Here is a 21130-nt window from a genome sequence, read left to right as displayed (position 1 = left end):
CGCGGCCCTTCGGCTCGGGGCGGGGACTCGCCCGCTCGCCTCCGGGCCGCTCCTGACCCGGTGCCGACGGTCGGTGCCCGGGGCGGATCAGAGGGGCTGGAGCAGCCAGCTGGCGCCGAGGGCGAGGCAGGCGAGGGCGATCAGCAGGAAGACGGTGACCCAGGCCAGAGCGGGGACGTGGGTGAGCCGGGCGAGCTGGTCGGCGTCGGAGTCGCGGGCCCAGCCGATGCGGCGCTGGTGCTGGAGTTCCAGGACCGGGCGCACCGCCCCGAAGAGCAGGAACCAGCAGCCGAGGTAGGCGAAGCCGGCCTGGACCTGGGCGCTGCCGAACCAGGAGACCAGGAAGAAGGCGCCACCGGCGATCAGGACGGTGAACAGGCCGAAGGCGTTGCGGATGCGGATGAGCAGGGCCAGCAGCAGGGCGATGGCCAGCCACAGCAGCAGGGTGATCCGGTCGGCGGCGAGCAGGGCGGCGCAGCCGAGGCCGAGCAGGGCGGGGGCGGTGTAGCCGGCGGCGGCGGTGAGGACCATGCCGGGGCCGGTGGGGCGGCCGTAGGAGAGGGTGAGGCCGGAGGTGTCGGAGTGCAGCCGGATGCCGGCGAGCTTGCGGCCGGTGACGAGCGCGGCGAGGCCGTGGCCGCCCTCGTGGGCGATGGTGACGGCGTTGCGGGCGACGTGCCACAGGGGCCGGGCGAGGACGGTGAGCAGGGCGGCGCAGCCGGTGGCGAGGACGAGCCAGCCGGGCGGGGCGGCCTGGGTGCCGGTGACCCGGTCCCACAGTTCGCCGAGGTTCTGGTTGTTCGGGTTCATCGGGGGGTCTGCGCCTCCGTTCGCTGCGTTGGGCCGTTCGGGGCAGCCTCCCATGCGGGGACGGGCGGGCGGGAGCGGCGGTTCTGGTCCGTGGATGAGGAAGTGGTGAGGGCGGGCGGCATGGCAAGCTGGCCCGCATGTGCGGTCGGTTCGCAGCCAGCAGCAAGCCCGAGGACCTCGTCGAGCTGTTCGACGTGGAGTTCTGGGATCCGGAGGAGTCCCTGGAGCCGAACTGGAACGTGGCGCCGACCAACAGCGCCTTCGTGGTGCTGGAGCGGCTGGCGAAGGGCGCGGCGCGGCCGGTGCGGCAGTTGCGGGCGCTGCGCTGGGGGCTGGTGCCGCAGTGGTCGAACTCCGCCGAGACGGCGGTGAAGATGATCAACGCGCGGTCGGACACGGTGCACGAGAAGCCCGCCTACCGGCAGGCCTTCTCCTCGCGCCGGTGCATCCTGCCGGTGGACGGGTACTACGAGTGGCAGACGGTGCCGGGCGAGCGGGGGAAGGCGCGCAAGAAGCCGTTCTTCGTCTCCCGGGCGGACGGCGGCCCGCTGGCGCTGGCCGGGCTGTACGAGTTCTGGCGCAACCGGGCGGTGCCGCCGGGGGACCCGCAGGCCTGGCTGGTGACCTTCACGATCGTCACCACGGACGCCGAGGAGGCGCTGGCGCCGATCCACGGGCGGATGCCGCTGTTCCTGCACCGGGAGTCCTGGGGCGAGTGGCTGGATCCGGGGCTGGACGACCCGGACGGGCTGCGCCGCCTGCTGGTACCGCCGCCGCCGGGGGCGCTGCTGGCCACGCCGGTGTCGCCGGCGGTGGGCAGCATCCGTAACAACGGCCCGGAGCTCAAGGAGCCGTGGGTCGAGGCCGAGTACGAGACCACACTGTTCTGAACGTCTTCGGGAGCCGCTGAGATGACCACGTCCGAACTCGTCGCCACGGAGGCCGGGGACGCCCGGATCACCTACCACCGGGCGGACGCCGCGAAGGCGGTGCTGGCGCTGGGGCACGGCGCGGGAGGCGGGATCGGGGCGCGGGACCTGGTGGCGCTGGCCGGGCGGCTGCCGGAGCGCGGGATCACGGTGGCGCTGGTCGAGCAGCCCTGGCGGGTGGCGGGGAAGAAGCTGGGCCCGGCGCCGAGGACGCTGGACCTCGGCTGGCGGCCGGTCGCGGAGCGGCTGGCCGGGCAGGGGCTGCCGCTGGTGGTCGGCGGGCGCAGCGCCGGGGCGCGGGTGGCGTGCCGGACGGGCGCGGCGAGCGGCGCGGTGGGGGTGGTGGCGCTGGCGTTCCCGCTGCACCCGCCGGGCAAGCCGGAGAGGAGCCGGGCGGAGGAGCTGCTGGAGTCGGGGTTGCCGACGCTGGTGGTGCAGGGCGCGGCGGATCCGTTCGGCGGGCCGGAGGAGTTCCCGGAGCTGCCGGAGGGGCACGTGCTGGTGGGGCTGCCGTACGGGAACCACGGTTTCGAGGTGCCCAAGCGGGCGGCGGTGGGGCAGGACGAGCTGCTGGGGATGATCTGCTCGGCGGTGGGGGACTGGGTGCTGGGGCTGGTGGGGCTGTGAGCAGGGCGTTTCCGCTCGCTCACTCGTGCGAGTGAATGGTGGGCCGGGGCGGGAATGCGGGCGGGGGCGGGGTGGTTGTCGTGTCCGTCAGCACGAGTGAGCGGTGAGAGGCAGGGCAGATGGGTTCGATCGCGTGCCCCGAACGGCCTGAGGAGCGCGAGGCCACCGCGGCGTTCGCCCCCTCCTGGCCGGAGTGGATTGACGCGGGCGAGAAGCCCGTCAGCCCGATATCCTCCATTTCTGGGCGGCCCGCCGTGGGCCGTGCCCGTCATGCCGAGGAGGTGGGTCCGGTCGTCGGGACCGAGCACGAGGCCGATCCGGGCCGTGGCCCGGACGAGGCCCTGCCTGCGGGCGAGGCGCTCACCGGTGAGGAGCTGGCCGAGGCGATCGGTGAGGACACCTTCCGGGTGTCGGCGGAGGAGTCCGAGGAGGCCCGGCGGGGGCGCTTCGAGCGCGACGCCCTGGGGTACCTCGACCCGATGTACTCTGCGGCGCTGCGCATGACGCGCAACCCCGCGGACGCGGAGGACCTGCTCCAGGAGGCGTTCGCCAAGGCGTACGCGTCCTTCCACCAGTTCCGTGAGGGCACGAACCTCAAGGCCTGGCTGTACCGCATCCTCACCAACACGTTCATCAACTCGTACCGCAAGAAGCAGCGCGAGCCCCAGCGCACGGCGGCGGAGGAGATCGAGGACTGGCAGCTGGCCAGGGCCGAGTCGCACATGTCGACCGGTCTGCGCTCGGCCGAGACCCAGGCGCTCGACCACCTCCCCGACAGTGACGTGAAGGACGCGCTCCAGGCCATCCCGGAGGAGTTCCGGATCGCCGTCTATCTCGCGGACGTAGAAGGCTTTGCGTACAAGGAGATCGCGGACATCATGGGTACACCCATCGGTACGGTGATGTCCCGGCTGCACCGCGGCCGCCGGCAGCTGCGCGGCATGCTGGAGGACTACGCCCGTGAGCGCGGGCTGGTCCCGGCCGGCAGCGGGGCAGGGCAGGAAGCGAAGGGCTCGGGCTCATGAGCTGCGGCGATCCGCACGAAACCGAGTGTGGCGAGGTCCTCGACCACCTCTATGAATTCCTCGACAACGAGATGGCCGAGGGCGACTGCGCCAAGCTGCGCGTGCACTTCGAGGAGTGCTCGCCGTGCCTGAAGCAGTACGGGCTGGAGCAGGCGATCAAGGCGCTGATCAAGCGTTCCTGCGGCTGCGACGACACCCCGGCGGACCTGCGCGGCAAGGTCCTGGCCAGGATCGACTCGATCCGGGCCGGGCAGCGCTCGGGTGAGCAGGTGGTCGTCGCCGTGGAGTCCTCGGTCGAGCTGCACGCCGACTCGGCCCGCCCGGCGCCCAAGCCGGAGAAGAACGGGGCGCCCTCCGCGCCGCAGGGCGGCGCATCCGAGGCTCAGGACGGCGCCTCCGAGGAGCGGGCCGCGCGCCCTGGCGCGCCGGTCGAGGCCGGAGCACCCGCGGAGTAGTCCGGCGGGAGGCCCGCACCGTCCGCCGGTGAACGCGGGCGAAACGGCGCGGGCGAAACGGCGCGGGCGAAACGGTTCGGCCGGGAGTTCGACGGCCCCGGGGGCGTGCGCTCCCGGGGCCGCTCCCGTTCTGCTCGCGTGCGCCCTCACTCGTTCGAGTGAGTTGGCGGTGCGCCAACTGCGCCATCGCGCGATCATGCGTCCCCGTGCCCGGGCGGCGGCCTATCCTCCTGACGGACGCTCACCGCCGGTTGCCCCGGCGCGCTGAGGCAACACGGGGCCCGGACGCGGGGAGGTCGAGATCGCTACCGACAGTGGAGGCGCGGCCCTGCCGCGGGGGGCGGCCCGCTACCTGACGACCGTTCCGGTGGCGGCGCTGTGCTGCCTGCTGCCGCTGCTGCCCCAGGCCGTCGCGCCCGGGGTGCCGCAGTGGCTCGGCCACCCGGTGGACTGGCCCAAGGTAGGGCTGCTGGGCTTCCTGCACGGCTGCTGGGAGTCGCTCGCCCAGGGCCTGCCGACCCCCTGCTCGGTCCTGCTGCGCCGGTTGCTGCGCCGCCCCGTCCCCGCCGGACGGGCCCCGGCCCGCCCCGGCGTGAACGCCTTCTTCCCGGTGCTGTTCGCCGGGGTGCTGATGCTGCCGCCGGCCGCCGCCGCCCTGGTCGCCGCCCCGGCCGCGCTGCTCGGCGGCCCGACCGGCCCCGGCTGCCGCGGACGCCAGCTGTTCAACGGCTCCCAGCTCGCCCTGTGCGCCTTCGCCGCCTCCGTCGCCTTCCACCTGCTGCACGGCCCGCAACTGCTGCTCGGCTCCCGCTTCCCGGCCGCACTGCTGCCCGGCTTCGCCGCCGTCGCCACGTTCTGCCTGGTCAACGGGCTGGTGGTGGGCGTCATGGTGGTGCTCAGCGAGGACCGGCGGGCCGGCGAGGTGCTGCGCGGAGCCTGCGCGGTGTGCGGGCTGCCGGTGCTGGTGCACGCGGCCGGCGGGCTGATGGTCGCGGTGCTCTGGCAGGGCCCGTACGGGGCGTTCGCCGCGCTGCTGGCGCTGCTGCCGCTGTCCATCTCGGCCTGGGTGTTCGCCCAGGGCCAGCGCGAGCGGGACGCCCACCAGGCCACCGTGCAGTCGCTGGTGCAGGCGGTGGAGATCAAGGACGCGTACACCCGCGGGCACAGCGAACGGGTCGGCCGGGCCTCGGTGCTGATCGCCACTCAGCTCGGCATGGAGCCCGAGCGGTTGCGCACCCTGCGCTTCGCCGGGATCCTGCACGACGTCGGCAAGCTCGGCGTGGCCACCGAACTGCTGCGCAGAAACGGTCCCCTCAGCGAGGACGAACGCCGCGCGGTGGAGATCCACCCGGTGTACGGGTACGAGCTGGTGCGCGGGATCGACTTCCTCGGCGAGGCCCACGCCGGGATCCTGCACCACCACGAGCGGATGGACGGGCGCGGCTACCCGAGCGGGCTGGCCGGCGAGCAGATCCCCGAGTTCGCCCGGATCATCTCCGTCGCCGACGCCTTCGACTCGATGACCTCCACCCGCTCCTACCGGCGCGGCCGCCCCGTCACCGAGGCGGTGACCGAGCTGGAGCGCTGCTCCGGAAGCCAGTTCGACCCGGTGATGGTGCGGGCGCTGATCGACGCGCTGGCCGTGCACGACTGGCAGCCCGTGGAGTACTCCGAGGACTGCGTACGGGCCGTGCCGGACATCCCGCTCGGGGTGCCCGAGCCGGTGCGGGCCGCACCCGGCCGGGTCCCCGCCCAGGGCGGGACCGTCCCCGCGGCCGGGCAGTCGTGACCGGCCCCGGGCGCGCGGCCCTGGTCCTCGGCCGGACCGTCCGCGCCCGTGCGGCGCGCGGGAGCACCGCCCGGGCGATGCACGCGGCCGCCGCCGCGCTGGTGCTGCTCGCGCTCGGCGCGGTCGCGGTGCGCGGGGTCGCAGAGGTGCGGGTCGCGCTGGCGTTCACCGCGCTGATCGCGCTCGGCGAGTGCGTCCGGATCACCCTTCCGGGGGACCGCGAGCAGGCGCCCATCGGCGCGGCCGGCGCGCTGGCGTACGCCCTGCTCGGGCCGCTGCGCGGGTTGCCGACCGCCCACGGCATCCTCCAGGTGGTCGCCGTCACCGGGATCGGCCTGCTCCTGGGCTGGCTGCCCGGCCTCGCCCCGCACCGGCCGGGGCGCCCGTACCGGCGGCCGCCCTGGGCCGACCCGGCCCGGCGCGAGAGCGCCGCCCGCCGACTGCTCTCGGTCGGCTTCGCCGCCGCCGTCTTCCAGCCGCTCTACAACGGCGGCCTGGTCGACCGCTTCTCACCCGAGGGCCCCGCCTACGGGGCGTTCCTGACCACCGTCGCCGCGCTGGCCGCGCTCTGCGACGCGACCCTGGCCGCGCTGCTGCGCGCCTCCGCCACGGGACTGCGGTTCCCGGCCGCGCTGGAGGACGAGCTGCGCTCGCTGTTCGGCATCGGCTCGGCGATCGTCGCCACCGGGATGCTGGTCAGCCTCGCGGCCGGCGAGGTCGGGCTGTGGGCACTGCCGCTGTTCTGCACCCCGCTGCTGCTCGCCCAGATCTCCTTCCGGCGGGCCGCGGCGGTGCGGGCCACCACCGGGCAGACCATCGCCAGCCTGGCCCGGGCCACCGAGGTCGCCGGCTACACCCCGCACGGGCACGCGCGCCGGGTCGCGGACACGGCGTGCGCGCTCGGCCGCGAGCTGGGGCTGGGCACCCGCGAGCTCGCCCTGCTGGAGTACGCGGCGCTGATGCACGACGTCGGGCAGCTGTCCCTGGTCGAGCCGGTGCCGGACGGCGCCACCGCGCTGCTGTCCTGCGCCGAGCAGCAGCGCATCGCCCGGCTCGGCAGCGAGGTGATCAGCCGCACCGGGGTGCCCCGGCAGGTCGCCGAGCAGGTCGCCCGACTGGCCGACCCCTGCTCGGGGCCGGCCGGCGGCGAGGGGCCGGTGCCGCTCGCGGCCCGGATCATCCGGGTCGCCAATGCCCACGACGACCTGCTGACCGCCGCCCGCGGCCGGGGCCTCGGCGAGGCGGTGGGCCGCCTGGAGGCGCTGGAGGTGCTGCGGCTGGGGCGCGGGCGGGTCTACGACGCCCGGGTGGTGGACGCGCTCGCCCGGGTCGGCGGGCAGGGCCGGGGCTGAGTCGGGGCGTCCCGCGACCGGGGCCGGGCCGGGGTGAGGCCGGTGTGGGGCGGGGCCGGGGTGCGGTACTCCAGCGCGCCGGGGCACCGGGTGCGGCCGAGCGGCGGCCGCCCGGGGTTGAGGAGGCGTGCCGCGGCGGGCAGGCTGGGGAGGGGCGGGCCCCAACCTCGGCGGTGGGGAGCGCGGGCGGGGGCGGGCGTGGTTGGATGCGGTCGTAGCGTGGAACACCGACCCGGGACCCCCGGGACCCGGACTCCGTCGAGGACGGGACGGGCCCGGCGGTACGGGACTTGAGCGGACGACGACGGCAGGGACGAACGTGAGGATCTTCCACCGGGCACGGCACCGGCCGTCCGCCACCTGGCGGCAGACGACCGACCGGGCCTTCACGCTGATCGGCGACGGGCGCTACGAGGACGCCGGCGCCCTGCTGGTGATGGCCGCCGACCTGGAGCCCTGGCTGTCCGACTCCTGGTTCAACCTCGCCCTGCTGCACAAGTTCCGCCGCGACTGGGAGCAGGCCCGCTCGGCCGGCCTGCGCGCCGTCGCCCTGCTGGACCGCGAGCACGGCGCCCCCGACTGGTGGAACCTCGGCATCACCGCCACCGCCCTCCAGGACTGGCCGCTGGCCCGCCGCGCCTGGCAGGCGTACGGGCTGAAGCTGCCCGGCGGCCCCGGCGGGGACGGCCCGGTCAGCCTGGACCTCGGCACCACCCCGGTGCGGCTCTCCCCGGACGGCGAGTCCGAGGTGGTGTGGGGCCGCCGGCTCGACCCGGCCCGGATCGAGGTGCTGTCCATCCCGCTGCCCTCCTCCGGCCGCCGCTGGGGCGAGGTGGTGCTGCACGACGGCGCCCCGCACGGCGAGCGCGTCACCGACGGCGTCGCCTACCCCGTCTTCGACGAGATCGAGCTGTGGGCGCCCTCCCCGGTGCCGACCTACGTTGTGCTGCTGCAGGCCGCCACCGCCGGCGACCGGGACGCCCTGGAGCGGCTGGTCGCCGAGGCCGGGTACGCGGCCGAGGACTGGACCTCCTCGGTACGGCTGCTGTGCCGCGCCTGCTCGGAGAGCCGGATGGCCTCGGACGACGGCGTGGTCGCCCACCACGACCCGCACGACGACGGCGACGCCGCCCACCCCGGGCACCTCAGCCACCTCAGCCAGGGCGGCGCGGCCGGGATGTCCTGGCTGGTCGAACGCGAGTGCGGGATCGCGGCCCCGGCGCACCTGGTCCGGGTGCTGCTGGACCGCTGGGTCGCGGCCGCCCCCGCTACCCGGGCTTACCGGGATCTCGAAGAAGTGTGCTGAGTACCCTGGTGACGTACGCGTAGACCTATGGAAGCGGAAGACATGGCGGAGCAGCACGACCACGAGCACGAGCACGAGGTGGAGGGGGCGGCGTCCGAGGCCCCCGTGAAGGTGATCGGTGAGGAGCCCGACCTCAGCAAGGGCACCGCGCGCCCGATCACCGTGGTCGGCAACCCCGTCCTGCACCGCGAGGTCAAGGACGTCACCGCGTTCGACGGCGAACTGTCCGCGCTGATCGACGACATGTTCCAGTCGATGTACGCCGCCGAGGGCGTGGGCCTGGCCGCCAACCAGATCGGCGTCGACCTCAAGGTCTTCGTCTACGACTGCCCGGACGACGAGGGCGTGCGCCACATCGGCCACGTGATCAACCCGAAGCTGGAGGAGTACCCGGCCGACCGCCGCCGGGTCCTCGACGACGGCAACGAGGGCTGCCTGTCCGTCCCGACCGCGTACGCCGAGCTGCCGCGCCCGGACTACGCGGCCGTGACCGGCGTCGACAAGGACGGCAAGCCGATCCGCGTCGAGGGCACCGGCTTCTTCGCCCGCTGCCTCCAGCACGAGACCGACCACCTGTACGGCACCCTCTACATCGACAAGCTGTCGAAGCGGGACCGCAAGGACGCCCTGAAGCAGATGGCCGAGGGCACCGCGAAGTACGCGACCGTGCCGAACGAGTAGGGCTTGCTTGCGAGTTGAAGGCCGGTGCGGAGCGATCCGCACCGGCCTTCGTGCTGTCCCGGCGGCTGCTGCCCGGGCGGCTGCTGGCCGACGGCAGCACGTGCGGGGAGTTCAGCTGTGGGAGGTCGAGGGGGTCAGGACCGCCGTCAGCAGGCGGTTGGCGAGGGGAGTCGGGGCGCCGAAGTCGAGGCCGAGGTTGGAGGTCGAGTACACGGCGTGGACGGACAGGTCGCGGGTGGCGAACATGCCGTTGGCGTAGCCGTCGTCGTGACCGGTCTTGCCCCAGAGCAGGGTGCCGTTCGGCAGCGGGGTGGACATCAGGCCGGCGCCGAAGCAGGCCACCTTGTTGCAGGAGCTGCCGCCGACGAACGGGACGAGCTTGCCCTCGTTGTCCTTGGGCAGGGTGAACAGCTCGTTCTGCTGCGCGGCGGGCAGCAGGCGGCCCTGGAGCAGCGTGGTCAGGAATCGGTCGAGGTCGGCCGTGGTGGAGATGATGTTGGACGGGTCGCCGCCCTGCTCGCTGGTGTCGACCGCCCGGCCGTTGTCGTCGGTCATGTAGCCGTGCAGGTAGGGGCGGGGCATCTCCGGGTCGTCCTCCGGCACCGAGGTCTGGTTCAGGTGCAGGGGCTTCAGGATGCGGGCGGTGACCTCGTCCCTGAAGGAGTTGCCGGTGGTCTGCTCGATGAGCTTGCCCGCGATGCGGAAGCCGAGGGAGTTGTACTCCTGCTCGGTGCCGGGCGTGAAGTGCGGGCCGGGCGCCGGGCGGCCGTCGTCGGGGCGCAGGGTCTGCTGGATGATCTGGTCGAAGGTGCGGTAGTCGTAGCGGTCGGCGATCGTCTCGTCGGCGCTCGCCGGGGGCTTGCCCTCGTCCACGTTCGGCAGGCCGCTGGTGTAGTTGACGAGCTGGCGGACGGTGATCGGGGCGAAGGTGTCGGGCAGCAGGCCCGGCATGTAGTGCTGGACGGTCTGGTCGAGGTCGATCCGCCCCTCGGCCGCGAGCTGCAGGACGACGGTGGTCTCGAACACCTTGGAGATGCTGCCGGCGTGGAAGTGCGCGTTCTCCGGGATCTTCCGGCCGGTCTGGCTGTCCACGGTGGAGCCCTTCCACACCTGGCCCGGCTCGGCGACCAGGGCGACCGCGCCGGAGGAGTTGTCCGAGGGCCGGGTCTCGATGGCGGCCTGCAACGCGGCGGGGTCCAGGGCCGGGAAGGCCGTCGCGGCGGTGGAGCCCGTGCCCGTGCCGCTCGCGGCGAAGGCTTGGGCGCCCGAAGCGGCGGTGACGCCGACGACGGCGGAACAGGCCAGACCGAGGGCGGCGGCACGACGGGCGAACGGCTTCATGTGGGGCACCCCGTGGGATCAGCTCGTCTGAGCGGGCCTCAGCGATGTGTCCGATCCTGATCGGGAGCGAGCCCGTCCGGTATCGGGATCAACCCCGACCCGCCCCTGAGACACCCCCGATGGTTCATCAGAATCTGCCCCTGGGAGGCGTCCCCGCCCGGCGTGAACGCCGGGCGGGGACAGGAGAGTTCAGGGGGCGTGGTGGGTGGTGATGGTGATCGGGTGGGCGGTCCAGTCGGTCATGTCGCCGATGTAGAGGGTGACGCTCCAGCGGCCGCCGCGGGAGAGGCACTCGGCGACGCCGTCGCCGCCGCCCGGGCCGATGCACAGGCGGATGAAGTCCCGGTGGGCAGCGCGGACCGGGCGCCGGCGGACGTGGTCCCACAGGACGGGCAGGGCGTGGTCAAGGCTCGGGAAGACGGTCGGCAGCATGATCCCGGAGATCCCGGCCCGAACGGCGCTCACGCGGCGGCCGCCTCGGGCGAGGCGGAGACGTGGCACCAGATGAACTTCCCGATGCCGCCCCGGCGCGGGCAGCAGCCCCACTCGGAGGCCAACTCCCGGACGAGCAACAGGCCTCGACCGCTCTCGGAGGTGAGGGAGGAGGGGTGGGGCGTGGGCTTCTCGCTGTCGGCGTCGTGCACCTCGATCCGGAGGGTGCCGTGGGGGAGGAGCTGGAGCCGGACGAAGATCAGGCGCCCGCGCGGGGTGCGGGCATGGGTGACGGCGTTGGTGACCAGCTCGGAGAGGATCACCTCACCGGTGGGGAGGAGGGGTTCGGCGAAGGGGTGGGGGAGGAGGAAGGAGCGGAGCTCCTGGCGGGCGTTGCGGGGGGACTTGGGGTGCCGGGGGAGCCAGCAGGTCTGTTCGCGCATGGCAGGGCCACCTCTGGAGTGTGCAGGTGAGAGCGCTGGAGAAGGCATGGGGATGCCCGGTGAAAGCCCGCCATGATCACGATGTGTCGACTGGCGGACTACGTTGAGTAGCATGCTCCTGGGGACTTCTAAAGTGCAAGTCCCCACTTTGGAAGTGATCAAAGATTGTTGTCGGCTGACAGCGGGGGGCAGACTGGGCAGATCACAGAAGTGAGGAGGTCACGAGCGTGCCCGTGAACCGGAATCCGACGGTTCGGCAGCGGCGGCTGGCCCGAACGCTCAAGGAGCTGCGGACAGCCGCTGATCTGACGATCGCCCAGTCGGCGCGGCAACTCGACTGCGCGGAGAGCAAGATCAGTCGGATCGAGGCCGCTCAGTCGGGCATCCGGCTGGTGGACCTTCGGCTGCTGCTCGACCTGTACGGAGTGGCAGATCCGGATACGCGCAGTCGGCTGGAGGCTCTGTCGCGCGAAGGTCGTCTGCGTGGCTGGTGGGACCGCTACTCGGACACGCTGTCGCCGCTCTATGCGGACTACATCGCGTTGGAGTCCGACTCATCGGACATGTACAGCATTCAGACCTTGCTGGTGCCCGGAATCTTGCAAACCGAGGACTACACCAGGGCTGTTGTCCGGGCACAGATAGAGGATGCGACGGCTGAGCAGGTCGAGACGCTGACGAAGGTTCGTCAGGAACGTCGGTCGGTCCTGGCAAGGGACGTGCCTTTGCGTGTGTGGGCTGTGCTCTCCGAGTCAGTGCTCAAGCATCAGGTGGGTGGTCCGGTGGTCATGCGTGAACAGCTTGAGTTCCTTGCGGCCTCAGCCGAGCGCCCCAATATCAACGTCCAGGTCCTGCCAGAGGCGTCGGCGATCCACGCGGCGCTCTTCGGGCCTGTCACCATCCTCAGTTTCCCGGAGGTGACGGAGACGGATGTGGTGTACGTCGACAGCCTTCTCAGCACCTTGTACATCGAGGAGCCGGAGGAAGTCTTCAAGTATGCGAATCTGTTCCGCCGCGCGTTGGCGGAGTCGCTGCCCCGTGATGAATCGATCGCGCTCATCGGGCGCATGGCGAGCGAGAAGGTCTGAGGATTGTGAACGAGCTCTCGGGACTTGTGTGGCACAAGTCCTCGTTCTCCGGTGCGCAGAGCGAGTGCGTTGAGGTGGCTGACGGTGTGCTCGGCCTTGTGCCGGTTCGTGACTCGAAGGACCCGGACGGGCCGGTCCTGTCGTTCGGGATTGAGGCGTGGGCTTGCTTCCTCGCGGGGGTCAAGTGCGGGGAGTTTTCGACCGACTGAAACAACCGGGGGTGCCTCGCACGGGCTGTGGCCGTGCGGGGCACCCCTGGTGTTCTCAGGTGAGGTTGTCGTACCAGAAGAAGATGGTCCGCAGGACCGCACCCGGGCCGCCGGCGCCGAAGGCGATCACCATGGCCTGGCCGACCGCCACATCGGTGGGGTCGATGCCCTGGGACCACGTCACCTTCGCGTCCAGGCCGGGGATGGTGCGGCCGGGGGCGTACGAGCGGAACGTGCCGCGCGCGTGGGCGATGAGCGCCCCGTTGCGCCGCAGCTCCGCCCTGCGCAGGCTGGTCGATCTCAGTTCGTAGCTGCGATCGCCGACAACGGCAGTGCGGGTGCGGGACTTCCGGGTGGTCGGCACGCTGTGGCCGTTGATGTTCATCGCGCCGTGGTCGCGGTCGGGCACCACCGTGACGGTGGGCATCCCCGACCCCTGCACCCGCGCCACGACGGACGGCCAGCGGTCGTGACTGACCTGTATCGGCCCGAACGGGCCGTCGATCACACGCTGTTGGAGCTTGGGCATGCCTGGGCTACTCCTGAGTATCGGGTAGCGAACAGCGGAGCCACCATGACGGCGGCTCCGCTGTTCGCTGAACGATATCGACCTAGAAGTCGTCGTCGAAGGAGACCGAGCCCTCGACCGCGACCTGGTACGCCGACACCCGGCGCTCGAAGAAGTTGGTCAGCTCCTGGACGTTCTGGAGCTCCATGAAGCCGAACGGGTTGGTCGACCCGTAGCGGATCGGCATCCCGAGGCGGGCCAGGCGCTGGTCGGCCACGGCCTCCAGGTACTGGCGCATGGAGTCGGTGTTCATGCCGGCGAGACCGTCGCCGCACAGGTCCTGGGCGAACTGGAGCTCGGCCGCGACGGCTTCCTCCAGCATCTCGGTGACCTGCTTGGCCATCTCGTCGTCGAAGAGGTCGGGCTCCTCCTCGCGGACGGTGTCGACGACCGACATCGCGAAGTCCATGTGCATGGATTCGTCGCGGAACACCCAGTTGGTGCCGGTGGCCAGGCCGTGCAGCAGACCCCGGCTCCGGAACCAGTACACGTAGGCGAAGGCGCCGTAGAAGAACAGACCCTCGACGCACGCCGCGAAGCAGATCAGGTTCAGGAGGAACGCGCGGCGGTCCTCCTTGGTCTGCAGCGACTCGATGTGGTCGACCGCGTTCATGTACTTGAAGCAGAACTGGGCCTTCTGGTGGATGGAGGGGATGTTCTCCACCGCGGCGAAGGCCGCGTTGCGGTCCTCCGGGTCCGGAAGGTAGGTGTCGAGCAGCGTCAGGTAGAACTGGACGTGCACGGCCTCCTCGAACAGCTGACGGCTCAGGTACAGCCGCGCCTCCGGGGAGTTGATGTGCTTGTAGAGGCTCAGCACCACGTTGTTGGCGACGATCGAGTCACCCGTGGCGAAGAAGGCGACCAGGCGGCCGATCAGGTGGCGCTCGCCCTCGCTGAGCTTCGCCAGGTCCGCGACGTCGGAGTGCAGGTCCACCTCCTCGACGGTCCAGGTGTTCTTGATCGCGTCGCGGTACCGGTCGTAGAACGACGGGTAGCGCATCGGGCGCAGGGTCAGCTCGAAGCCGGGGTCGAGCAGCATCTTGCGGTCGTCGGCAGTCATTACTGGCAGGCCTCGCAGGACTCGGGGTTCTCCAGGGAGCAGGCGATGGCGGCTTCCTGCTCCGGGGTGAGGGCGGGGGTGCCCACGGGGATCGTGCCGGCCGGCACGGGCGCGGCGGCGCGGGCGGCACCGGAGGCGGCCTGGGCGATGCGGGTCGCCGGGCGCGAACGCAGGTAGTAGGTGGTCTTGAGACCGACCTTCCACGCGTAGGCGTACATCGAGCTGAGCTTGCCGATGGTCGGCGCCGCCATGAACAGGTTCAGCGACTGGCTCTGGTCCAGGTACGGCATGCGGGCCGCGGCCAGGTCGATCAGCGCGCGCTGGGGCAGCTCCCAGGCGGTGCGGTACAGCGACCGGACCTCGGCCGGGAGCCAGTTCAGCTCCTGCACCGAGCCGTTGGCGTCGCGCAGCGAGTCGCGGGTCTGCTGGTCCCAGACGCCGAGCTCCTTGAGCTCGCGCACCAGGTACGGGTTGACCTGGAGGAACTCGCCGCTCAGCGTCTCGCGCTTGAACAGGTTGGACACCTGCGGCTCGATGCACTCGTACACGCCGGCGATGGACGCGATGGTCGCGGTCGGCGCGATCGCGAGCAGCAGCGAGTTGCGCAGGCCGGTCTCGGCGATGCGGGCGCGCAGGGCCGTCCAGCGGTCCGCCCACTGCGGGGCGGCCGACGGGAAGTGGTCGATGTGCAGCTCGCCGCGGGCGGCGCGGGTCTCGCCGTAGGCCTCGTGGCGGCCCAGCTGCTCGGCCAGGTCGGCGGAGCGCTCGTAGGCGGTGAGCATGATGCGCTCGGCGATCATCGTCGACAGCTGCTTGGCCTGGGCCGAGTCGAAGTCGATCCGCAGCTTGAAGAAGACGTCCTGCAGGCCCATCACGCCGAGGCCGACCGGGCGCCAGCGGGAGTTGGACGTACCGGCCTCGACCGTCGGGTAGAAGTTGATGTCCACCACGCGGTCGAGGAAGGTCACGGCCGTACGGACGGTGGCGTCCAGGCGCTCCCAGTCCATCGCGGCCAGCAGGTCGTCGGCCGAGGCGCCGGCGGCCACGTGGGCGCCGAGGTTGACCGAGCCGAGGTTGCAGACGGCGGTCTCGGAGTCGTCCGTGACCTCCAGGATCTCGGTGCACAGGTTGGAGGAGTGCACCGTGCGGCCCGGCAGCGCGGTCTGGTTGGCGGCGCGGTTGGAGGCGTCCTTGAAGGTCATCCAGCCGTTGCCGGTCTGCGCGAGGGTGCGCATCATGCGGGCGTAGAGGGTCTGCGCCGGGATGGTGCGGACGGCCTTGCCGGCCAGCTCGGCCTTGCGGTAGGCCTCGTCGAACTCCTCGCCCCACAGGTCGACCAGCTCGGGCACGTCGGCCGGGGAGAACAGCGACCAGTCGGCGTTGGCGTTGACCCGGCGCATGAACTCGTCCGGGATCCAGTGGGCCAGGTTGAGGTTGTGGGTGCGGCGCGCCTCCTCACCGGTGTTGTCGCGCAGCTCCAGGAACTCCTCGATGTCCGCGTGCCAGGTCTCCAGGTAGACGCAGGCCGCGCCCTTGCGGCGGCCGCCCTGGTTGACGGCGGCGACCGAGGAGTCGAGGGTGCGCAGGAACGGGACGATGCCGTTGGACTTGCCGTTGGTGCCGCGGATCAGGCTGCCGCGTGATCGGATGCGCGAGTAGGACAGGCCGATGCCGCCGGCGTGCTTGGACAGGCGGGCGATCTGCGCGTAGCGGTTGTAGATCGAGTCCAGGTTGTCCAGCGGCGAGTCGAGCAGGTAGCAGCTGGACATCTGCGGGTGCCGGGTGCCGGAGTTGAAGAGCGTCGGCGAGGAGGTCAGGTACTCCAGACGGCTCATCAGGCCGTACAGCTCGGCGACCTCGCGCACCGACTGCTCGGAGTCGCCGACCGCCAGGCCGCAGGCGACGCGGAGCAGGAAGTGCTGCGGGGTCTCGATGACCTTGCGGGTGATCGGGTGGCGCAGCAGGTAGCGGGACTGCACGGTGCGCAGACCGAAGTACTCGAAGCGGTCGTCGCCCTGGGCGTCGATCAGCGCGTCGAGGGCGGCGGCGTGCTTTGCGACGAAGGCCGCGGTGGTGTCGCCGATCAGGCCCTCGGCGTGGCCGACGGCGATCGAGGCGGAGAAGGAGACCGAGCCCTGGCTGTTCGCCTCGTCGACGATCTCCAGGGCGAGCAGGCGGGCCGCGAGCTTCGAGTACTGGGGGTCCTCGGCGATCATCGACGCGGCGGCGTCCACGGCCAGCCCGCGCAGCTCGGCGAAGTCCGAGCCGGCGTGGCGGCCGCGCAGCGCGGCGGCGGCGACATGGCCGGGGTCGACCTCGGTGAGGTCGGCGCTGCGGTCGGTGAGCAGCCGCAGCAGCGCGCCCCCGGGGTCGGAGACCGTCGGGTCGGTGAAGGCGGAGCCGGTGCCCTGGGCGGGCAGGGTGGCTGAGGCAGCGGTGGTCAAGGCGCTCTCTCCTGGCGGCGATCGGCGGCGTGATCGGGATCACCCGGGCCGATCTGGGCAGGGGAGCACGGCGCGAACGCGAGGAAGCGCCGCGCGAGGTGTCTCCCCGGCCCGCCCGCGAGGCCCGGAGGGGTGGTGCTGGGTGCCGGCGCGGCCTCTGCGGGAGGGCCGTGGCGCACGCTGTCGGCAGGTACTCGGACTCGCGGGCACAGCTGCTGGAGCCGCCCGCACACCGCTGCGGGGCAGTCCCGGACTCCCACCGGGTTCCCCTGCATCGACAGCAGGAGTGAGCATACATGTAGTGCCGGCTGACTGTGGCGGCACCATATGTTGTGCCTGTCGTGTCGCGCGTGCCGGCGGGCCGGGTGGCCCGTCAGTGCTTCAGGTACACCTTGTACGTGCTCGAATCACCGGTCGGGGAGGTGAATTGGGCGACCAGCCGGTAGTGCCCGCTGGCGGTCAGAGCGGCGCTCAGGGCCCGGTCGGTGGCCTCCGGCGCGGTGCTGTCGAGGACGACCATGGTGAACCAGCCGTCCCGGATCGCGGCCGTGCTGCCGTCCGTGCCGTGGTGCTGCGTTCCGGCGCCGTCGCGGTAGTCCGTCCCGGCCCTCGCCGAGACCCACTGCTCGGGCTTGCTGACGCTGCCGAGGTAGTACTCGGCGAGTCCGTCGACCTCGGTGAGGTAGTGGCCCCGGGGAACGGCGTGCGCCCGCAGCACGGCCAGCAGGCGGCCGGAGTCGGGCCCGTTCTGGTAGCGCAGGGCGGACTGCTCCATCCCCAGGGCCAGGAGCGCGACCCAGACCAGGATGCCCAGCTGGGGGTGGCGGAAGTGGGCTCCGACCAGCCGGGTGAGGCCGACCCCGGCGAGCGGTGCGGCGAGCAGCATGCCGTAGCCGAGGTGGCGGAACAGCGCCCCCGAGGTGCCGGTCCACAGGTGGACGGCGGGGATCAGCAACGCGGTGGAGGTCAGCACGGCGCCGAGCAGGACGCGCTGGCCCCGGGTGGTGGCGGCGTCGCTGTCCTCGGGTGACTCGTGTTCGTTCATCTGCTCGCGGCGGACGTACGAGACCGTGCCGGCCACGGCGAGGAGGGTGAACAGGCCACCCCACTGGACGGTGCCGAGCAGGATGGAGCCCGCCGAGCCGGGGGCGTTGCCCTGCGACGGGGACCAGTGTGCGACCTTCCCCAGCTGGCCGTAGGGCAGCAGCAGGAGGACGGTGCCGACGGCCAGCAGCAGGGCGCGCAGCGCGGCCGGGCCGGGCCGGCGGTGCGGCCGGGCAGCGGCGAGGGCCAGGAGGACCAGGGCGGGGACGGCGAACGCCGCCGAGTGGGCGACGGCGCAGGCCAGGGCCGTGGGCGGGGCAGCGGTCAGGGCCAGGGCCGGGGAGCGCCGGGCGGTGAAAACGGTGAGCCAGGCCGCGAGTGCGACCAGGAGGACGGCGAGGGACTCGGGAGCGCCGTAGAAACCCCCCACGACGGTGGACTGCAGCACGGCGTAGGCGGCTATGCCGCAGATGGCGACCCGTTCGTTGAAGAGCCGTCGGGTCAGCGAGTACAGCAGCACCGTGGTGAGCAGTCCGAAGCCGAGACTGAGCAGCCGGGTGCCCCAGATGCCGCCGGCGTTCGCGGCGGCGCCGGCCAGCGGTGGGTACAGCCACGGCGAGCCGGGGATGCGGTCGATCAGGTCGGTGGTGACCGGGGTGCCGTGCAGGAGGTGGGCGAGCTGCTGGCGGCCGGCGACCATGGCGGCGGCCTCGTCGGGGTGGGCGGCGGCGAGCAGGCGCAGCGACAGCGCGGCCTGGACGGCCAGGACGGCACCGAGCAGGCCGCGGGCGATCCAGCGGCGCCGGGGGCTGGAGGCGGGGTCCCAGCCGATCGCGGGGACCTGCGGGATGGTGTACGGGGCCAGCTCGACGGCGTCGGGGTTGTCCACGGCCACGGCGACGGCCGCCCGGGCATCCGCGGGCGGGTCAGCCTCCGGCGTGCCGGTGCCGGGGGTCTGCTGGGTGGGGATCCTCGGCGCGGGGGAGAACTCGGGCTCTGTGCTCATCATGGGTTCCGGATGTCGAAGCCGTAGCGGGGGGCGGACACGCGTTTCCTGAAGGCGGCGAGGGTGTCCGGAACGGTCTCGACCCGCCAGTCCGCCCGCTTGATCATGTTGAACCAGATGAAGCCGACGATGTCGTCGTGCGCCTCCATCCCGGAGAACAGCTGGTCGACGAAGTCGCGCTGGTGTCTGCCCTGTTCGGTGGCGGTCTCGCTGATGAAGAAGGGCTTCTTGGAGAAGGTGCGGATCTCGGCCATGGTCGGGCCGTACAGGGTCTCGAAGGTCTTGGGGCCGTCGTTGGTGAAGTAGCCGGTCATGCCGGCCCAGTCGACGTAGTCGTCACCCGGGTAGTACGGCGCGAGGCGGGTGTTGGGCGCAGGGACGGTGATGTTGGGGCTCCACACCCAGATCACGTTGGTCGCGCCGGCCTGGTCGAAGAGGTCGTGGACGTGGCGCCAGGCCGCGACGAAGTCCTGGGAGCTGGCGGTCTTGCGGCCCCACGGGTACCAGTCGCCGTTCATCTCGTGCGCGATGCTGATGGCGATGGGCAGGTCGAGCTTGGCAACGGCCTTGGCCACGCCGCGTACGTAGTCGTCGGTGTCGCCGGCCGCGATCGAGGCCAGTGAGTGGTCGTACGGCTCCCAGGCCATGAAGGGCAGCGCCCCGGTGTCGTAGATCCGGCGCACGCCGGCCGTGTCGAAGCCGCCCTTCCAGTGGGCGTAGTACTCCAGGACGTTGGGCTGCTTGCCGATCGCGGAGGTGTAGCCGGGCAGCGCGTCCATCGAGGCGGGCACGTCGGTCAGGGCGGCGCCGAGGTACTTGCGGCCCGGCTTGAGCAGTGGGGTGACGTCGTAGGGGACTCCGGTGGGCAGCGCCCTGGGCTTGGTGGGGCTGCTCGGGGCGGCGCCGGGGCCGGTGGCGGGGCCGGTGGCGGTCGGCGCGGGCTGGGCGAGGTCCTCCTGCATCGCGAAGCCCGGGTCGGCGGGGCCGCAGGCGGTGACGAGCAGCAGTGAGGCGGTCAGCAGCGGGAGCGCCAGTCGCCGCAGGCCGGCCCCTCGGGGCTGGGCGGACATGTCGATCACCGCGCTTCCGTGGGTCGGGGCTGGACGAGGACCCGGCCGACGATGGTGGCGTAGAAGAGACCGGAGGCGAGGACGAGGGCGAAGTTCAGCGGGCCCATGGTGAGCATCCGCCAGATGCTGGTCCCTACCCAGAGCAGGGCGGTCCCGCCGCCCCAGACGATCACGCCGATCCAGAACCGGCGGGTCTTGTTCTTCTTGGCACCGCTGGATCCGGTCGGCTGCCAGGCCATCCGGTTGCGGCGCACGATGTCCCAGATGGCGAAGACGTGCGCCCAGCCGTACATCATGCGGGCGGCCCAGGCCTCCAGCCGGTACGGGTTGCGGTGCCAGAGCGGGAAGATGACCGTCGCGTAGATCAGGCCGGGCAGTACCAGCGCGGTGTTCTGCCAGCGGACCAGGTCGGGGCGGGCGAGCAGCAGGATGATCGGGACGAGCGGCGAGACGACGGTGAACAGCGCAGTGTGGATGTAGTAGAAGAACCCGGACAGGTAGCAGGCGCGGGTGACCGGCCGCAGCTTGGCCTGCCAGAACTTCCTGCTGCCGAGCAGGCTCATGGAGCCGGTGCACCAGCGGTACTGCTGGTTGAAGAAGCCGCCGACGTTGTCGGGGCAGACCCCGGTGGCCAGGGCGACGGGTATGTACTGCAGGTCCCAGCCGAGGCGGCGCAGGTCGAAGCCGGTGTGCACGTCCTCGGAGTGGCCGATCAGCGTGGTGCCGCCGTTCTCCTCCAGGGCGGCCCGCCGGTATATCGCGCAGCTGCCCACGCATATCGCGCCGTCGTTGCGCTGCCTGGAGACCTGGACGGTCCGGTAGAACAGCTCCTGGACGGCGCCCGCGCCGCGCTCGATCCAGTTCTGCGAGTCGAGGATGCGGAAGAACTGCGGGGACTGGACGATGCCGAGGCGGGGGTTGGCCGCCATGTAGGGGAGCATCTCGTCCAGCAGGTCCGGCCGGGGCGCGAAGTCGGCGTCCAGGATGAGGATGTAGTCGCTGTCGGAGTTGCGGAAGCCGAACTGCAGGTTCCCGGCCTTCTTGAACCAGCCGAGCTTGTTGCGGGTGCCGTAGACGAACTCGAAGTCGACGGCCATCTGCGCCAGCTGGGGGCTGTTGCTGTCGTCGAGGACGTACGGCGTGACCTCGCCCGGGTACTGGTCGCGCAACCGGGCGACGTGGGTCCAGGTGTTGTGCAGGACCTCGATCGGCTCGCCGGCGACGGGCAGGAATATGTCGACGGTCGGGTAGCGCTCGGGCCGCCAGGACTTGACCAGCGCGCGGTGCGCCGCGAGGTCGAAGGTCTCGTTGAAGCCGTGCACCCAGCGGGAGATCAGGTAGTAGACGACGGTGAAGGCAAGCGGCGGCACGAAGACGAGGAACCACGGCGTCGCCTTGAGCAGGCCGATCTCGCTGGCCACCATGCAGCCGAAGCTGATGAGGGAGAAGCA

General features: G+C 71.9%; 20 protein-coding genes and 1 riboswitch. Of the genes, 10 read left to right on the top strand and 10 right to left on the bottom strand.

Features of this window, described 5'->3' with window-relative positions:
• Nucleotides 1-87: 87 nt before the first annotated feature.
• Nucleotides 88-810, bottom strand: coding sequence for a M50 family metallopeptidase (locus BOQ63_RS19390; protein ID WP_030282266.1), 723 nt, complete (start codon nt 808-810; stop codon nt 88-90).
• Between the two features lie 137 nt (nt 811-947).
• Between BOQ63_RS19390 and BOQ63_RS19385 the strand changes: the two genes are divergently transcribed.
• From BOQ63_RS19385 to def, 8 genes are all read left to right on the top strand, one after another.
• On the top strand, nt 948-1700 hold the full coding sequence (locus tag BOQ63_RS19385) for an SOS response-associated peptidase (protein WP_072654693.1): 753 nt from the start codon (nt 948-950) through the stop codon (nt 1698-1700).
• 21 nt (nt 1701-1721) lie between these two features.
• On the top strand, nt 1722-2366 hold the full coding sequence (locus tag BOQ63_RS19380) for an alpha/beta hydrolase family protein (protein WP_030282262.1): 645 nt from the start codon (nt 1722-1724) through the stop codon (nt 2364-2366).
• Between the two features lie 119 nt (nt 2367-2485).
• On the top strand, nt 2486-3391 hold the full coding sequence (locus BOQ63_RS19375) for a sigma-70 family RNA polymerase sigma factor (protein WP_072654691.1): 906 nt from the start codon (nt 2486-2488) through the stop codon (nt 3389-3391).
• A complete protein-coding gene (rsrA, locus tag BOQ63_RS19370) occupies nt 3388-3846 on the top strand; it encodes a mycothiol system anti-sigma-R factor (protein WP_078867227.1) in 459 nt (152 codons plus the stop codon). The genes BOQ63_RS19375 and rsrA overlap by 4 nt, the downstream gene beginning before the upstream one ends.
• A 367-nt stretch (nt 3847-4213) precedes the next feature.
• Nucleotides 4214-5635 (top strand): HD-GYP domain-containing protein, encoded by a 1422-nt coding sequence (locus BOQ63_RS19365; RefSeq protein WP_051746764.1) that lies wholly within the window; start codon nt 4214-4216, stop codon nt 5633-5635.
• Complete coding sequence (locus BOQ63_RS19360; protein WP_223885978.1) at nt 5632-6987, top strand: HD-GYP domain-containing protein; 1356 nt, start codon at nt 5632-5634, stop codon at nt 6985-6987. Before BOQ63_RS19365 ends, BOQ63_RS19360 begins: the two co-directional genes overlap by 4 nt.
• Before the next feature lie 319 nt (nt 6988-7306).
• Nucleotides 7307-8293, top strand: coding sequence for a tetratricopeptide repeat protein (locus tag BOQ63_RS19355; RefSeq protein ID WP_030282252.1), 987 nt, complete (start codon nt 7307-7309; stop codon nt 8291-8293).
• A 105-nt stretch (nt 8294-8398) separates the two neighbouring features.
• Nucleotides 8399-8974, top strand: coding sequence for a peptide deformylase (def, locus tag BOQ63_RS19350; protein ID WP_370863282.1), 576 nt, complete (start codon nt 8399-8401; stop codon nt 8972-8974).
• Nucleotides 8975-9085: 111 nt separating this feature from the next.
• Here the strand turns inward: def and BOQ63_RS19345 are convergent, their stop codons facing one another.
• The 3 genes from BOQ63_RS19345 to BOQ63_RS19335 all read right to left on the bottom strand — a co-directional run bounded on the left by BOQ63_RS19345 (nt 9086) and on the right by BOQ63_RS19335 (nt 11190).
• Nucleotides 9086-10315 carry a serine hydrolase domain-containing protein gene (locus tag BOQ63_RS19345; protein WP_072654689.1) on the bottom strand — a complete coding sequence of 410 codons (1230 nt, stop codon included), beginning with the start codon at nt 10313-10315 and terminating at the stop codon, nt 9086-9088.
• Nucleotides 10316-10504: 189 nt separating this feature from the next.
• Nucleotides 10505-10780 (bottom strand): hypothetical protein, encoded by a 276-nt coding sequence (locus BOQ63_RS19340; protein ID WP_030282245.1) that lies wholly within the window; start codon nt 10778-10780, stop codon nt 10505-10507.
• Entirely contained in the window at nt 10777-11190 is a 414-nt protein-coding gene (locus tag BOQ63_RS19335) for an ATP-binding protein (protein ID WP_072654688.1), read from the bottom strand. Before BOQ63_RS19335 ends, BOQ63_RS19340 begins: the two co-directional genes overlap by 4 nt.
• 227 nt (nt 11191-11417) lie before the next feature.
• Between BOQ63_RS19335 and BOQ63_RS19330 the strand changes: the two genes are divergently transcribed.
• Together BOQ63_RS19330 and BOQ63_RS19325 are read left to right on the top strand one after the other, a co-directional pair.
• Nucleotides 11418-12278: a helix-turn-helix domain-containing protein gene (locus tag BOQ63_RS19330; RefSeq protein ID WP_072654687.1), complete on the top strand. Its 861-nt coding sequence runs from the start codon at nt 11418-11420 to the stop codon at nt 12276-12278.
• Between the two features lie 5 nt (nt 12279-12283).
• Complete coding sequence (locus BOQ63_RS19325; RefSeq protein WP_454130455.1) at nt 12284-12487, top strand: DUF397 domain-containing protein; 204 nt, start codon at nt 12284-12286, stop codon at nt 12485-12487.
• Nucleotides 12488-12542: 55 nt separating this feature from the next.
• Here the strand turns inward: BOQ63_RS19325 and BOQ63_RS19320 are convergent, their stop codons facing one another.
• From BOQ63_RS19320 to BOQ63_RS19295, 6 genes are all read right to left on the bottom strand, one after another.
• On the bottom strand, nt 12543-13016 hold the full coding sequence (locus BOQ63_RS19320; protein WP_030282241.1) for a hypothetical protein: 474 nt from the start codon (nt 13014-13016) through the stop codon (nt 12543-12545).
• An 82-nt stretch (nt 13017-13098) separates the two neighbouring features.
• Nucleotides 13099-14115, bottom strand: coding sequence for a ribonucleotide-diphosphate reductase subunit beta (locus BOQ63_RS19315; protein WP_030282239.1), 1017 nt, complete (start codon nt 14113-14115; stop codon nt 13099-13101).
• The gene (locus BOQ63_RS19310; RefSeq protein ID WP_046386042.1) at nt 14115-16535 is read right to left on the bottom strand and encodes a ribonucleoside-diphosphate reductase subunit alpha; all 2421 of its coding nucleotides are present in this window, start codon (nt 16533-16535) and stop codon (nt 14115-14117) included. The genes BOQ63_RS19315 and BOQ63_RS19310 overlap by 1 nt, the downstream gene beginning before the upstream one ends.
• Before the next feature lie 192 nt (nt 16536-16727).
• Nucleotides 16728-16853: riboswitch (cobalamin riboswitch) on the bottom strand.
• A 79-nt stretch (nt 16854-16932) separates the two neighbouring features.
• The gene (locus BOQ63_RS19305; protein ID WP_072654685.1) at nt 16933-18609 is read right to left on the bottom strand and encodes a glycosyltransferase family 39 protein; all 1677 of its coding nucleotides are present in this window, start codon (nt 18607-18609) and stop codon (nt 16933-16935) included.
• Nucleotides 18609-19679: a glycoside hydrolase family 26 protein gene (locus BOQ63_RS19300; protein ID WP_063756533.1), complete on the bottom strand. Its 1071-nt coding sequence runs from the start codon at nt 19677-19679 to the stop codon at nt 18609-18611. Before BOQ63_RS19300 ends, BOQ63_RS19305 begins: the two co-directional genes overlap by 1 nt.
• 5 nt (nt 19680-19684) lie before the next feature.
• Complete coding sequence (locus tag BOQ63_RS19295; RefSeq protein WP_223886259.1) at nt 19685-21103, bottom strand: glycosyltransferase family 2 protein; 1419 nt, start codon at nt 21101-21103, stop codon at nt 19685-19687.
• Nucleotides 21104-21130 lie beyond the last annotated feature (27 nt).

The sequence above is a fragment of the Streptomyces viridifaciens genome, from assembly GCF_001888885.2.
GTDB lineage: Bacteria > Actinomycetota > Actinomycetes > Streptomycetales > Streptomycetaceae > Kitasatospora > Kitasatospora aureofaciens.
The sequence above is the reverse complement of the archived record's forward strand: the minus strand, read 5'-3'. Positions and strand labels throughout refer to the sequence as shown.

Excerpts from the sequence above, each read along its gene's own strand:
- BOQ63_RS19380 (WP_030282262.1), top strand. The coding sequence starts at position 1,722 with ATGACCACGTCCGAACTCGTCGCCACGGAGGCCGGGGACGCCCGGATC.
- BOQ63_RS19345 (WP_072654689.1), bottom strand. The coding sequence starts at position 10,315 with ATGAAGCCGTTCGCCCGTCGTGCCGCCGCCCTCGGTCTGGCCTGTTCC.
- BOQ63_RS19315 (WP_030282239.1), bottom strand. The coding sequence starts at position 14,115 with ATGACTGCCGACGACCGCAAGATGCTGCTCGACCCCGGCTTCGAGCTG.
- BOQ63_RS19295 (WP_223886259.1), bottom strand. The coding sequence starts at position 21,103 with ATGGTGGCCAGCGAGATCGGCCTGCTCAAGGCGACGCCGTGGTTCCTC.
- BOQ63_RS19385 (WP_072654693.1), top strand. The coding sequence starts at position 948 with ATGTGCGGTCGGTTCGCAGCCAGCAGCAAGCCCGAGGACCTCGTCGAG.
- BOQ63_RS19320 (WP_030282241.1), bottom strand. The coding sequence starts at position 13,016 with ATGCCCAAGCTCCAACAGCGTGTGATCGACGGCCCGTTCGGGCCGATA.
- BOQ63_RS19335 (WP_072654688.1), bottom strand. The coding sequence starts at position 11,190 with ATGCGCGAACAGACCTGCTGGCTCCCCCGGCACCCCAAGTCCCCCCGC.
- BOQ63_RS19300 (WP_063756533.1), bottom strand. The coding sequence starts at position 19,679 with ATGTCCGCCCAGCCCCGAGGGGCCGGCCTGCGGCGACTGGCGCTCCCG.
- BOQ63_RS19375 (WP_072654691.1), top strand. The coding sequence starts at position 2,486 with ATGGGTTCGATCGCGTGCCCCGAACGGCCTGAGGAGCGCGAGGCCACC.
- BOQ63_RS19305 (WP_072654685.1), bottom strand. The coding sequence starts at position 18,609 with ATGAGCACAGAGCCCGAGTTCTCCCCCGCGCCGAGGATCCCCACCCAG.
- BOQ63_RS19390 (WP_030282266.1), bottom strand. The coding sequence starts at position 810 with ATGAACCCGAACAACCAGAACCTCGGCGAACTGTGGGACCGGGTCACC.
- rsrA (WP_078867227.1), top strand. The coding sequence starts at position 3,388 with ATGAGCTGCGGCGATCCGCACGAAACCGAGTGTGGCGAGGTCCTCGAC.